General features: G+C 63.3%; 3 protein-coding genes and 1 CRISPR repeat array (1 of these 4 cut by a window edge). All 3 genes read right to left on the reverse strand.

Annotated elements, in window-relative coordinates; all coding sequences use genetic code 11:
• Window positions 1–15: 15 nt before the first annotated feature.
• The 3 genes from ACFQUV_RS11085 to ACFQUV_RS11095 all read right to left on the reverse strand — a co-directional run bounded on the left by ACFQUV_RS11085 (window position 16) and on the right by ACFQUV_RS11095 (window position 1,873).
• Entirely contained in the window at window positions 16–339 is a 324-nt protein-coding gene (locus tag ACFQUV_RS11085) for a proton-translocating transhydrogenase family protein (RefSeq protein WP_111388374.1), read from the reverse strand.
• A gap of 175 nt (window positions 340–514) precedes the next feature.
• Entirely contained in the window at window positions 515–1,648 is a 1,134-nt protein-coding gene (locus ACFQUV_RS11090; RefSeq protein WP_129608719.1) for a Re/Si-specific NAD(P)(+) transhydrogenase subunit alpha, read from the reverse strand.
• Window positions 1,649–1,720: 72 nt separating this feature from the next.
• On the reverse strand, window positions 1,721–1,873 hold the full coding sequence (locus ACFQUV_RS11095) for an aa3-type cytochrome c oxidase subunit IV (protein WP_111388376.1): 153 nt from the start codon (window positions 1,871–1,873) through the stop codon (window positions 1,721–1,723).
• A gap of 650 nt (window positions 1,874–2,523) precedes the next feature.
• Window positions 2,524–14,010: direct repeats of the CRISPR family, unit length 36 nt; unit sequence CTTTCCGCGGTTTCACCGCCGCGGCCTCATTGAAGC; it runs 836 nt beyond the window's last position.

Here is a 14,010-nt window from a genome sequence, read left to right on the forward strand (position 1 = left end):
CGGTCGCCGCCGCGCTCACTTCTTTTTCTTCTGGTACATCGCCAGCATGCGCTGGGTGACCAGGAAGCCGCCGAAGATGTTCACCGAGGCGAACACCAGCGCCACGAAACCCAGCACCCGCGCCAGCAGCGGGCCGTTGTCGTCGCCGACCAGCGCGACACCGACCGCCAGCAGGGCGCCGACTACGATCACCGACGAAATCGCGTTGGTCACCGACATCAGCGGCGTGTGCAGGGCCGGGGTGACCGACCACACCACGTAGTAGCCGACGAACACCGCCAGCACGAAGATCGACAGCCGGAAGATGAACGGGTCGATCGCACTTGCCACATGCTCCATCGCACGTCTCCTTGAACGAAGGCGCCCGCTCCCTCCGCGGGACGAGGCGCGCTATTCCTGTTTGCCGCCGGCTGCGGCCCGCGGAACGGTCCGCTCGATCGTGTCGGCCGCGCCGTGTCGTCTGGTTCCCGGCGAAGCTGGCCGCGAACCCGGGTCCGCGGCCGCGCCGCCGCCGTCAGGCCGCCGTCTTCGGCGCGAAGTTCGGGTGCACCACCGCGCCGTCCTTGGTCAGCGCCGTGGCCTTGACGATCTCGTCGTCCCAGTTCAGCGCGATCGCCTTGGTCTTCTTGTCAATCAGCACCTCGAGGAAGGCGTAGAGATTCTTGGCGTAGAGCGCCGACGACGAGGCGGCGAGCCGGCCCGCGACGTTCAGGTGTCCGACGATCTTCACGCCGTTGATCTCGACGACCGCGCCGGGCTTGGCGCCCTCGACATTGCCGCCGCGCTCGACCGCGAGGTCGACGATCACCGAGCCGGGCTTCATCGAGGCGACCATCTCGGCGGTGATCAGCCGCGGGGCGGGGCGGCCCGGGATCAGCGCCGTGGTGATCACGATGTCCTGCTTCTTGACGTGCTCGGCGACGAGCGCCGCCTGCTTCGCCTGGTACTCCTTGGACATCTCCTTGGCGTAGCCGCCGGCGGTCTCGGCCTGCTTGAACTCCTCGTCCTCGACCGCGATGAACTTCGCTCCGAGGCTCGCCACCTGCTCCTTCACGGCGGGGCGCACGTCGGTGGCGGTGACGATGGCGCCGAGGCGGCGCGCCGTGGCGATCGCCTGCAAGCCGGCGACGCCGACGCCCATGATGAACGCCTTGGCGGCCGGCACCGTTCCGGCCGGCGTCATCATCATCGGGAAGGCGCGGCCATACTCGGCGGCGGCATCGATGACGGCGCGGTAGCCGGCGAGGTTCGCCTGGCTCGACAGCACGTCCATCACCTGGGCGCGGGTGATGCGCGGCATCAGCTCCATTGCGAAGGCGACCACGCCGGCGCGGGCGAGCGCGGCGAGCGCCGCCTCGTGACCGTAGGGGTCCATGATGGCGATGACGAGCGCGCCCTTCTTGTAGGCGGTCAGCTCCATCTCGTTGGGCCGGCGCACCTTGAGGACGATGTCGGCGTCCCGCACGGCGTCACGCGACACGGTGGCGCCGGCCGCCTCGTAGTCCGCATCGAGGATGCCGGACTTCAGCCCTGCCCCCGGCTCGACCGCGACATCGGCGCCGAGCGCCTTGATCTTCTTGACCGTCTCCGGGGTTCCGGCGACCCGCGGTTCGGCAGCGTCCGCCTCGGCACAAATCGCGATCTTCATGATGTCTCCTGCGAAAGGCATGACCGGACGGGCGTTGCGGCCCCGCGCCGCCGCCGCGGTCCGGAACGGTCTTCAGACCAGCACGACGGCCATCAGGACGAGGACGAGCACCGTCGCGCCGACGCTCCATTTCACGAATTGTAGAAAGCCCTGGTAGGTCGCTTCGTGCTGGGCGAGATCGTTGCCCGACGCTGTCTCGTATTGCACGCTGGCGTGCTCGGCCATCGCGTCCTCCAACTCACGGGTTCCCCGCGGCGGGGCTTAGCGCAAATGAACGATAAGGGCAATGGAGTGGCGGATTTTCGCCACCCCGACGACAGCCTCGGGAGGCCGGCAGGGCAGCGGCGCCCGCCGCGCATGGCTGGGAAAATGGGCGTCCCGCGGTGGCGGGCGGCCGATCTTCGCGTGTGGCGCGACCCGGCGTCGCGATGCCCCACCTCGCCGACCGCGATGGTCGCGGTCGGCAAGACGGAGCGGCGCGCCGCCACCGAGGCGGCGGGACGGCCGCTCCCAAGGGGTCATGGAAGACCAAACCGGCGATATGGCGCGCCCCGGCGGCCGGTTGGACCGAAGGGGCCGGACCCAGCGAGCCAAGGGCCTGATGCTGCGGATTTGATCGCCCAGACCATGCCGCGACCTCCCAGGGTGTTATGATGGCCGGGCGTTGTCGGCAGGTCGCCGCTGCCGCGCGAGCGCTGCGGTGGCGGCGGAATCCCGGGGACCGCTCGCGGGCGGGATTCGGCTTGCACCAGCGCGGGTTGTTTGACATCGTGAAGGATCGGAGCAGCCCTTCGGCGGGCGCTCGGCCGTCCATTCCGGGAGCGCTCGCAAACGCCGTCGAATCGCTTGCCGCTCCGGCGGCTTGCAGGCAGACGGCTTTCCGCGGTTTCACCGCCGCGGCCTCATTGAAGTAGCCTCATGGACTTGAGCGTGCCGAAGCCCAAAGCTTGCTTTCCGCGGTTTCACCGCCGCGGCCTCATTGAAGTGAAGATGTCCGGCGTATGCGGCTTCGGCTGGCTCGCCCGGCTTTCCGCGGTTTCACCGCCGCGGCCTCATTGAAGTACGTCACACCTGAAATGGCGGCGGACGACGAAACGGTCGCTTTCCGCGGTTTCACCGCCGCGGCCTCATTGAAGTGCGTTGACGACAATCGAGACGGCGATCGGGCGGTTGCCGCTTTCCGCGGTTTCACCGCCGCGGCCTCATTGAAGTATCGACCGCGGCGCCGTGGTCACCTGCAAGCTCTACGCGCTTTCCGCGGTTTCACCGCCGCGGCCTCATTGAAGTCACGCACGCCCATTGGCAGCACGCCCCCGCGTAGTACTCGCTTTCCGCGGTTTCACCGCCGCGGCCTCATTGAAGTCATGATCGGCTGGTGCGTGACGTAGAAACGCGCGGCGTGCTTTCCGCGGTTTCACCGCCGCGGCCTCATTGAAGTTTGCCGCCGCCGGCCTTCCCGCTGCCCTTGCTGCCCTGCTTTCCGCGGTTTCACCGCCGCGGCCTCATTGAAGTCCCAGCCTCGGCGTGGTGCCGGAGGGCGGCGAGTATCAGGCTTTCCGCGGTTTCACCGCCGCGGCCTCATTGAAGTATATGTCAGGGGCACTCGGAGAGCGTGTTCCGGCGGGCTTTCCGCGGTTTCACCGCCGCGGCCTCATTGAAGTTCGAGACATGCTCGAAAATTCGGTCAAGAAAGAGGGGCTTTCCGCGGTTTCACCGCCGCGGCCTCATTGAAGCGATCAGGTAATCAGGGGGGCATCAGGGTGGCATGACGGGCTTTCCGCGGTTTCACCGCCGCGGCCTCATTGAAGCATCCCGTTCGACCGAGAAGAGGCCGAGGACATGATCGCTTTCCGCGGTTTCACCGCCGCGGCCTCATTGAAGCTCGAAGTCGCGCCGCACCGCGAGGCCGAGAATGCGACGCTTTCCGCGGTTTCACCGCCGCGGCCTCATTGAAGCGGTGCGTTCGACGAGTGGCCGGAAAAACAAGACGGGCGCTTTCCGCGGTTTCACCGCCGCGGCCTCATTGAAGCTTTCTATTTTCGTATATTTTCGTATATTTTTGTATAGCTTTCCGCGGTTTCACCGCCGCGGCCTCATTGAAGCCGCAAAATCTGCGGTGTACGTTGCCGCCATGAAACAGCTTTCCGCGGTTTCACCGCCGCGGCCTCATTGAAGCGTCGGAGAAATCGCCGACCTTTGGCGCGGTGCGAAGGCTTTCCGCGGTTTCACCGCCGCGGCCTCATTGAAGCCCCGCATATTGGCCGTCGATGATCTCGGCATCGAGCTTTCCGCGGTTTCACCGCCGCGGCCTCATTGAAGCTTCGTGGCGTGTTTAGGATGCTCGCATCGAAGTTGAGGCTTTCCGCGGTTTCACCGCCGCGGCCTCATTGAAGCTCGAAAATAAGTCTGAGATAGAGGCTTAATCGGGTCCCTTTCCGCGGTTTCACCGCCGCGGCCTCATTGAAGCTCGTTGATCAGCTCCAGTTGCCTGTCGTTGACCTGCCCTTTCCGCGGTTTCACCGCCGCGGCCTCATTGAAGCGACAGTAATCCTAATCCGGCCGTAATTGCCGGAAAAACGCTTTCCGCGGTTTCACCGCCGCGGCCTCATTGAAGCAACCGAACCAGATCGTCCCACGACCAGAACTTGAGAGCTTTCCGCGGTTTCACCGCCGCGGCCTCATTGAAGCGAAAACCTATGAATTACCAATTCTTAGACGTTGGTACGCGCTTTCCGCGGTTTCACCGCCGCGGCCTCATTGAAGCCCGCCGAGCAGCGTCGTCCCGCGGAACAGGTTGGCGAGCTTTCCGCGGTTTCACCGCCGCGGCCTCATTGAAGCTAGGGTAGCCGCTCGATGAGCGTCAGCGATCCGGTAGCTTTCCGCGGTTTCACCGCCGCGGCCTCATTGAAGCACATGCACCAGCACACGGCCTCTGGAGGCAACGAGAGCTTTCCGCGGTTTCACCGCCGCGGCCTCATTGAAGCGATTATTCGCGCGACGCTGATCCTCGCCTACGAGGCGCTTTCCGCGGTTTCACCGCCGCGGCCTCATTGAAGCGTGTCTAATTCGGTATAGGTAAGATTACCGCCTTTTCCGGCTTTCCGCGGTTTCACCGCCGCGGCCTCATTGAAGCGAGTACGGTAACGTTAACGCCATGTTGACACCTTGGGCGGCTTTCCGCGGTTTCACCGCCGCGGCCTCATTGAAGCGACAATAAGTTGCCGCCGGTTGACATCGAAGGTCTGGCCGAGCTTTCCGCGGTTTCACCGCCGCGGCCTCATTGAAGCATGTATTTTTCCTTAATGACGACTAGCGATAATACCGCTTTCCGCGGTTTCACCGCCGCGGCCTCATTGAAGCGCCGTATCATTATCCATTGACAATCGAATATTTTCGCTTTCCGCGGTTTCACCGCCGCGGCCTCATTGAAGCCGGTTCGGGCAGTAGAGCTTCTGCACCACCGTGTGGTCGCTTTCCGCGGTTTCACCGCCGCGGCCTCATTGAAGCTACAAAATCTACTGATTATGATGCACCGGGGTATTAATGCTTTCCGCGGTTTCACCGCCGCGGCCTCATTGAAGCACCATTCCGGAAGATCTGATCGGGAGCCGGTTCGCGCTTTCCGCGGTTTCACCGCCGCGGCCTCATTGAAGCGCCCACAGGGGCGCGGCTGTCGTTTCCGCGCCGCGGCTTTCCGCGGTTTCACCGCCGCGGCCTCATTGAAGCGCCTCGTAGGCGAGGATCAGCGTCGCGCGAATAATCGCTTTCCGCGGTTTCACCGCCGCGGCCTCATTGAAGCCGAGAGCCGCCACGACGGCAGCCTCGGCGATCGGACGGCTTTCCGCGGTTTCACCGCCGCGGCCTCATTGAAGCATCGGACCGTCCGAAATCCGAAGCGATGCCGCACTCGCTTTCCGCGGTTTCACCGCCGCGGCCTCATTGAAGCGCTGAATATCCGACGTCTCGACAAGCTTCGCACCGAGTGCGGCTTTCCGCGGTTTCACCGCCGCGGCCTCATTGAAGCTCGTCGACACGCCGGATGCCGTGAAGCACCGACGTGGCTTTCCGCGGTTTCACCGCCGCGGCCTCATTGAAGCTAGAAGATGCCCTTCGTGAGAGCGGCCAGGATCGCCGACTGCTTTCCGCGGTTTCACCGCCGCGGCCTCATTGAAGCCCCAACAACGCCGCGGCGCTGCCGCAGGCCGCGGAGTGACGCTTTCCGCGGTTTCACCGCCGCGGCCTCATTGAAGCGTCATCCCCACCGCGCACGCAGACGCGATGTGCCGGCTTTCCGCGGTTTCACCGCCGCGGCCTCATTGAAGCGAGCACGTCTCCGCCGTGTCGGGCGGCCTGAAGCGGCTTTCCGCGGTTTCACCGCCGCGGCCTCATTGAAGCTGAAGGATCTTCAGGAAGCCACGCTCGAAGCCGGACGCGCTTTCCGCGGTTTCACCGCCGCGGCCTCATTGAAGCGACAGGACGAGGTCCCCTGCGAACTCAGCATTTTCGGGACTTTCCGCGGTTTCACCGCCGCGGCCTCATTGAAGCCAGCACGCGGCGACACGTAACTGCGATGGAACGTGGCCTTTCCGCGGTTTCACCGCCGCGGCCTCATTGAAGCCTTGTAAGACCGTGTCGCCGAAGATATCGGCAATTAACCTTTCCGCGGTTTCACCGCCGCGGCCTCATTGAAGCAATATACAGGCCGTGGTATCCGCCACATGACACCGGCGCTTTCCGCGGTTTCACCGCCGCGGCCTCATTGAAGCAAATGCTAATTAACGAGGGGTATATCGTACCTCCAATGCTTTCCGCGGTTTCACCGCCGCGGCCTCATTGAAGCTTGTAATACGGTGAAAACCGAGCTGTTGGGCATTGAGGCTTTCCGCGGTTTCACCGCCGCGGCCTCATTGAAGCATCGAAATGATGGTTAAGTTTTCGTGCCTCTTCCGACTTTCCGCGGTTTCACCGCCGCGGCCTCATTGAAGCATCGCAATCGGCGGTAACCTTTATGTTCAAATGACGGCTTTCCGCGGTTTCACCGCCGCGGCCTCATTGAAGCCGAACAATGCGGAGCATATAATCATCCGCGTGTCAAGCTTTCCGCGGTTTCACCGCCGCGGCCTCATTGAAGCACGAGCCGCTACAACCCGTGATCGACGACGCGACGGGCGAGCTTTCCGCGGTTTCACCGCCGCGGCCTCATTGAAGCGCCAGCGTGTGGCAGCCTACTTCGTCGGCGGCGTCTGCTTTCCGCGGTTTCACCGCCGCGGCCTCATTGAAGCGCGTGTGCGGGCTTCGGCTGCGGAGCCGGAGCCGGGGTGGCTTTCCGCGGTTTCACCGCCGCGGCCTCATTGAAGCTGAATGTTGATGCCAGCTCCGCGCAACCACTCGACAAGCTTTCCGCGGTTTCACCGCCGCGGCCTCATTGAAGCGCGCATCAGCCGCATTACCGTTTTCTGTTATACTTGGCTTTCCGCGGTTTCACCGCCGCGGCCTCATTGAAGCGACGTAGCCTGAGTGACAGTGCCACCTGCACCAGTGGCTTTCCGCGGTTTCACCGCCGCGGCCTCATTGAAGCGGGCGACGAATGGCGTGATCATCGCCGAAGCATGGCACCTTTCCGCGGTTTCACCGCCGCGGCCTCATTGAAGCGTGGCGCTACGAGGATCATGGCGGCCCGAAGCCGACGCTTTCCGCGGTTTCACCGCCGCGGCCTCATTGAAGCAGCATATCTTTTGTCGGCTCGTCGGCCGGTATAGTCGGGCTTTCCGCGGTTTCACCGCCGCGGCCTCATTGAAGCTACCAATCGAAATTTGAACACTATCGTAGAAAATTTGCTTTCCGCGGTTTCACCGCCGCGGCCTCATTGAAGCAAAATTGCCCAACCTGTAATTCGACATTAGACGAAGCTTTCCGCGGTTTCACCGCCGCGGCCTCATTGAAGCCTCTTGGCCTCTGCGGCCTGCTCGGGCAGCGGGTAGAGCTTTCCGCGGTTTCACCGCCGCGGCCTCATTGAAGCTCATTCAAACATCGAAACGGAACACTCACACAAAAGGGCTTTCCGCGGTTTCACCGCCGCGGCCTCATTGAAGCTTATCCATGTAATTTGTGAACCCGGTGTTGGTGCAGCTTTCCGCGGTTTCACCGCCGCGGCCTCATTGAAGCGAAAATGGCAGTTGGCATTGGGCGGCAATTAAGGAAGGCTTTCCGCGGTTTCACCGCCGCGGCCTCATTGAAGCCTGCCCGCGGCCGCGGCGCGCGCCGGGTCGACGTTATCTTTCCGCGGTTTCACCGCCGCGGCCTCATTGAAGCCTTTGAAGTAAGATATCCTGATCTAAAGGCGGACAAGGCTTTCCGCGGTTTCACCGCCGCGGCCTCATTGAAGCCATTAAAAAATACTCCTGTGATTAATTAGTGAACCCAGCTTTCCGCGGTTTCACCGCCGCGGCCTCATTGAAGCGCACAAACAAGGGCGATATTATATCGTCCACTTCAAGGAAGCTTTCCGCGGTTTCACCGCCGCGGCCTCATTGAAGCTTCTCCAATTTCATTATAAACAAATTTTGCTCTGTGCTTTCCGCGGTTTCACCGCCGCGGCCTCATTGAAGCTCGTGAGCCTCCCGTGTGCGGCGCTCGCGATCGCTGCTTTCCGCGGTTTCACCGCCGCGGCCTCATTGAAGCATGTAAACAAAAAGTAAGACGGTCACACAAATTAACGCTTTCCGCGGTTTCACCGCCGCGGCCTCATTGAAGCGGCGCATCAACCGGGCCGACTCGCGCCATGCACCGCGGCTTTCCGCGGTTTCACCGCCGCGGCCTCATTGAAGCCGGTCTCGACAAGCTTTGACCCGTTTCCGGTTGTCGAGCTTTCCGCGGTTTCACCGCCGCGGCCTCATTGAAGCTCGCTAAACCGTAACAATTCAGATACGTCAGCAAGGTTCTTTCCGCGGTTTCACCGCCGCGGCCTCATTGAAGCGCGAGTATTTCGGCCGGCACGGTGGGCCTGGCGTGGCTTTCCGCGGTTTCACCGCCGCGGCCTCATTGAAGCGCGCGACGACAGGCCGACGTCACGGCGAGCGCAGCGGGGGCTTTCCGCGGTTTCACCGCCGCGGCCTCATTGAAGCCCGCTGTTCTGGCCGCTTGCGCCGCCACCGCCGCGCGGCTTTCCGCGGTTTCACCGCCGCGGCCTCATTGAAGCAACTCCTCGAACGCCGTCATCAGGCCGTTAACGGCCTCTTTCCGCGGTTTCACCGCCGCGGCCTCATTGAAGCGAGGTACAAGCACCCGACCTCGTCGGCCTGGGTGGCGTAGCGCTTTCCGCGGTTTCACCGCCGCGGCCTCATTGAAGCGAGCATCCGCAGATAGTGATGCGGAATGCTGACGCGATGCTTTCCGCGGTTTCACCGCCGCGGCCTCATTGAAGCCGGGATGGTTTCTTGGCATCTCTCCACACACATCACGGGCTTTCCGCGGTTTCACCGCCGCGGCCTCATTGAAGCTACTTCTCGCCGGTGGGCGAGGTGGAACACTTCCGGCTTTCCGCGGTTTCACCGCCGCGGCCTCATTGAAGCGTTCGAAAGCGTTAATATACGATCCGATGGTTTCGGCCGCTTTCCGCGGTTTCACCGCCGCGGCCTCATTGAAGCACCTCATAGTCCGCCGAATTTCGATAATGAGCTATATTCTTTCCGCGGTTTCACCGCCGCGGCCTCATTGAAGCAACGTGGTCACGTCGAACTTGCTGCCGCTGTCGTCCAGGCTTTCCGCGGTTTCACCGCCGCGGCCTCATTGAAGCCAACAATGTGCTTGAGGCTGATTGGCGCCACTGCACCGCTTTCCGCGGTTTCACCGCCGCGGCCTCATTGAAGCGTGTCCGCGTCAGCCGCGCGGAGGTCGATCGTCTCGGGCTTTCCGCGGTTTCACCGCCGCGGCCTCATTGAAGCAATTCCCTGTCGGAAGACCTCGGCGGCTGGCGCGAGCGCTTTCCGCGGTTTCACCGCCGCGGCCTCATTGAAGCAGCCTCTCCGAATAGATGGGCCTCGGCGCCGGCGCCGGCTTTCCGCGGTTTCACCGCCGCGGCCTCATTGAAGCATCGCCTCGTGGTCGCCGGACTTGCGCTCGACCACGGCTTTCCGCGGTTTCACCGCCGCGGCCTCATTGAAGCCTGACCAGCGGCGACAGGTAACCGTCGTCGATGCCGGCTTTCCGCGGTTTCACCGCCGCGGCCTCATTGAAGCGATGTCCGCCTTCCATTGCCCAAGGGCGCGGCGGGCGAGCTTTCCGCGGTTTCACCGCCGCGGCCTCATTGAAGCACGGCGAGGTATAAGCACCGCCTCAATCCCGTCGCGTGCATGCTTTCCGCGGTTTCACCGCCGCGGCCTCATTGAAGCGACGACATCATTCGCGACATCGGCATCACGGCCGATCCTTTCCGCGGTTTCACCGCCGCGGCCTCATTGAAGCTCCCACTTGAACCCCTTGATCCCGACCATATACGAGCTTTCCGCGGTTTCACCGCCGCGGCCTCATTGAAGCTCCACGACGATCGCCGGCCAGATCGCGGCCAAGCTGAGCTTTCCGCGGTTTCACCGCCGCGGCCTCATTGAAGCCGTGCCGCGCTCGGCGTCGTCGTCATCGCGCCAAACAGGCTTTCCGCGGTTTCACCGCCGCGGCCTCATTGAAGCATCACCATGGAGCGCCGTGACGAGCTGCTGCAGCGCGCTTTCCGCGGTTTCACCGCCGCGGCCTCATTGAAGCATCTCGCTTCGAATCCCGCCGTGGCCGGAGGTGAAACGCTTTCCGCGGTTTCACCGCCGCGGCCTCATTGAAGCTGCCCAACCAGATGATGGCCCCACACGCGCTCGCGAGCTTTCCGCGGTTTCACCGCCGCGGCCTCATTGAAGCACCTCGGCCCACGCCTCCACGAGGCGGGAGGACGAGCTTTCCGCGGTTTCACCGCCGCGGCCTCATTGAAGCGACCACGACGCTGGCACTGGAAATACTGCATCGATGCGGCTTTCCGCGGTTTCACCGCCGCGGCCTCATTGAAGCCGGCCGAGCCATCTTCGACCTCGCGTTGCGCCGGGAGCTTTCCGCGGTTTCACCGCCGCGGCCTCATTGAAGCCAGCGACGACGATCGTGGTGCCGGTTGAGCTCGACACGCTTTCCGCGGTTTCACCGCCGCGGCCTCATTGAAGCAGATTGCGGGAGAGGTGAACGCCGCCGGCCCGGGCCGGCTTTCCGCGGTTTCACCGCCGCGGCCTCATTGAAGCCGTCCTGATCCCACACCGATGAGCAGGACGGGCAGGTCGGCTTTCCGCGGTTTCACCGCCGCGGCCTCATTGAAGCGCGAACTCGCACGCCTCGGTGGCGGTCCGAAACCCGGCTTTCCGCGGTTTCACCGCCGCGGCCTCATTGAAGCGGATCTAACCAGCAAGCAAGCTCAGAACTCGGGGCTGCTTTCCGCGGTTTCACCGCCGCGGCCTCATTGAAGCGTCGAGAACCCATAGTGATCGGCCACGGCTTGCAGCCTTTCCGCGGTTTCACCGCCGCGGCCTCATTGAAGCGGGATGCCGCGCCTCGGGTGGAAGTCCCTTATGTCGCGCGCTTTCCGCGGTTTCACCGCCGCGGCCTCATTGAAGCGATCTCGGCCGAGATCGCCGCATGGGCGAGGTCCGCCGCGCTTTCCGCGGTTTCACCGCCGCGGCCTCATTGAAGCGCGACGATCAGATCGCCCACCGCGTAGGTGGTCAACGCTTTCCGCGGTTTCACCGCCGCGGCCTCATTGAAGCCCGACGATCGCCTCCGCGATTGCTCAGAAGGGGTTGCTTTCCGCGGTTTCACCGCCGCGGCCTCATTGAAGCTAAGTGGGTCTGCAAAACCGTTTACGCCGGTTCAATGCTTTCCGCGGTTTCACCGCCGCGGCCTCATTGAAGCTTGACATCTGGTGCAGCCTCGTCGCTGTCATCGACCTGCTTTCCGCGGTTTCACCGCCGCGGCCTCATTGAAGCTGCTTGGCCAGCTTGCGCCCCCCCGCCGGGTTGGTCTCAACCAGCTTTCCGCGGTTTCACCGCCGCGGCCTCATTGAAGCATGTGTTGCGCTTCATCTCGGCCGAGCTGGCGCTGGTCGCTTTCCGCGGTTTCACCGCCGCGGCCTCATTGAAGCTGAGCCAGCGAGACCTGCACTTGCTCGGCTGTCTCTGCTTTCCGCGGTTTCACCGCCGCGGCCTCATTGAAGCCAGCGGCGATCTTGGTGTCGCTGTCGCCTCCGTCCAGCTTTCCGCGGTTTCACCGCCGCGGCCTCATTGAAGCAACAAGACCCCGAAGCCTGAGAAGCTTGAGATCGCGCTTTCCGCGGTTTCACCGCCGCGGCCTCATTGAAGCCAGGGCGGAACGCAACAGCATGGCCGAGCAGACCCAGCCCGCTTTCCGCGGTTTCACCGCCGCGGCCTCATTGAAGCCTTAATGAACTTGCTGATGAGCACCCGGTTGCTGGAGCGCTTTCCGCGGTTTCACCGCCGCGGCCTCATTGAAGCATTTAACCAACTTCGGTCTGATAAGAGCGGAACGGTTACGCTTTCCGCGGTTTCACCGCCGCGGCCTCATTGAAGCAACAACACCTGATCCTCACCATCGTAGATGGTGTAAGCTTTCCGCGGTTTCACCGCCGCGGCCTCATTGAAGCCGCGGCAGGAACAGCGCGGCCGGCCTGCCCGGCACGCTTTCCGCGGTTTCACCGCCGCGGCCTCATTGAAGCAAATTGATCGATGAACCTCTCGTGGGGACACCGATCGGCTTTCCGCGGTTTCACCGCCGCGGCCTCATTGAAGCCTGACCGTGCGCTTCAACAGGCGGTGATTACCGCCAAGCTGCTTTCCGCGGTTTCACCGCCGCGGCCTCATTGAAGCTGGTGTCGGGGAGGGGGCGAGCGCAGGGGCCGGTGGCGCTTTCCGCGGTTTCACCGCCGCGGCCTCATTGAAGCGAAGGTGAGGCGCAAGGAAAGCCCTAGGGCCTGACTGGCTTTCCGCGGTTTCACCGCCGCGGCCTCATTGAAGCCGGATGTCCGCGTCGCCCGTCGCGTTGAGCCCTGCCGGCTTTCCGCGGTTTCACCGCCGCGGCCTCATTGAAGCAATTAATACTTTCATCAGGCACCATTAGTAAATTTGCTTTCCGCGGTTTCACCGCCGCGGCCTCATTGAAGCTGCAATAGCATTGGCTTCACGTTCTAGCTGGAACAGCTTTCCGCGGTTTCACCGCCGCGGCCTCATTGAAGCTCGTCATCCAGGTGGCGATCGTGCGGCCGGGGCCGGCTTTCCGCGGTTTCACCGCCGCGGCCTCATTGAAGCGGTGACAAGCTACAATTGACGGCGGACGGCACCATCACGGCTTTCCGCGGTTTCACCGCCGCGGCCTCATTGAAGCCAGGGCGTCAAGCGGTACGATGTCCTGCGGCACGAAGCTTTCCGCGGTTTCACCGCCGCGGCCTCATTGAAGCGACGAGCCGGCAGCGCTGTTTCGGCATCCCGACGAAGGCTTTCCGCGGTTTCACCGCCGCGGCCTCATTGAAGCCGACCCACCTGATTCATGATGTTTCCTCCCGCTGGCGCGCTTTCCGCGGTTTCACCGCCGCGGCCTCATTGAAGCCGTGACCCCGCCACCAGCTCCCGTGGCGTAGCCGATGCCTTTCCGCGGTTTCACCGCCGCGGCCTCATTGAAGCGACCTCCGGATGTGGACGATGATGCCATCCGGGGTCCGCTTTCCGCGGTTTCACCGCCGCGGCCTCATTGAAGCTATACAATAACATTAAATAATTGGGAAACTCCTGTAGGCTTTCCGCGGTTTCACCGCCGCGGCCTCATTGAAGCCCGGATGCAGGGTCACCCAATGGTCAACGCGCTCAAAGCTTTCCGCGGTTTCACCGCCGCGGCCTCATTGAAGCGCAGCGGCGCCGACCTTGCGCTTGGGCGGCACCGCGAGCTTTCCGCGGTTTCACCGCCGCGGCCTCATTGAAGCTATGCGAATGCGGCCCCGGTGACGGGATTGCCCGCCTCGCTTTCCGCGGTTTCACCGCCGCGGCCTCATTGAAGCTCGACGGCAAAATGGGCTAGATACCTATACTCAATCGCTTTCCGCGGTTTCACCGCCGCGGCCTCATTGAAGCTTCGCAAGAGGTTAATACTACGTATAACGATTACGGAGGCTTTCCGCGGTTTCACCGCCGCGGCCTCATTGAAGCCCTCTCGATCAGGCCGACTCTGGCCGCCCCGCAAGGGCTTTCCGCGGTTTCACCGCCGCGGCCTCATTGAAGCTCGAGCGCGGACGCAAGCGCGTGCATCACGTCGAGATAGGCTTTCCGCGGTTT

The organism is Rhodoplanes sp. P11, from assembly GCF_964266735.1.
In the GTDB taxonomy this organism is placed as follows: domain Bacteria; phylum Pseudomonadota; class Alphaproteobacteria; order Rhizobiales; family Xanthobacteraceae; genus Rhodoplanes; species Rhodoplanes serenus.

Excerpts from the sequence above, each read along its gene's own strand:
- ACFQUV_RS11085 (WP_111388374.1), bottom strand. The coding sequence starts at position 339 with ATGGAGCATGTGGCAAGTGCGATCGACCCGTTCATCTTCCGGCTGTCG.
- ACFQUV_RS11090 (WP_129608719.1), bottom strand. The coding sequence starts at position 1,648 with ATGAAGATCGCGATTTGTGCCGAGGCGGACGCTGCCGAACCGCGGGTC.
- ACFQUV_RS11095 (WP_111388376.1), bottom strand. The coding sequence starts at position 1,873 with ATGGCCGAGCACGCCAGCGTGCAATACGAGACAGCGTCGGGCAACGAT.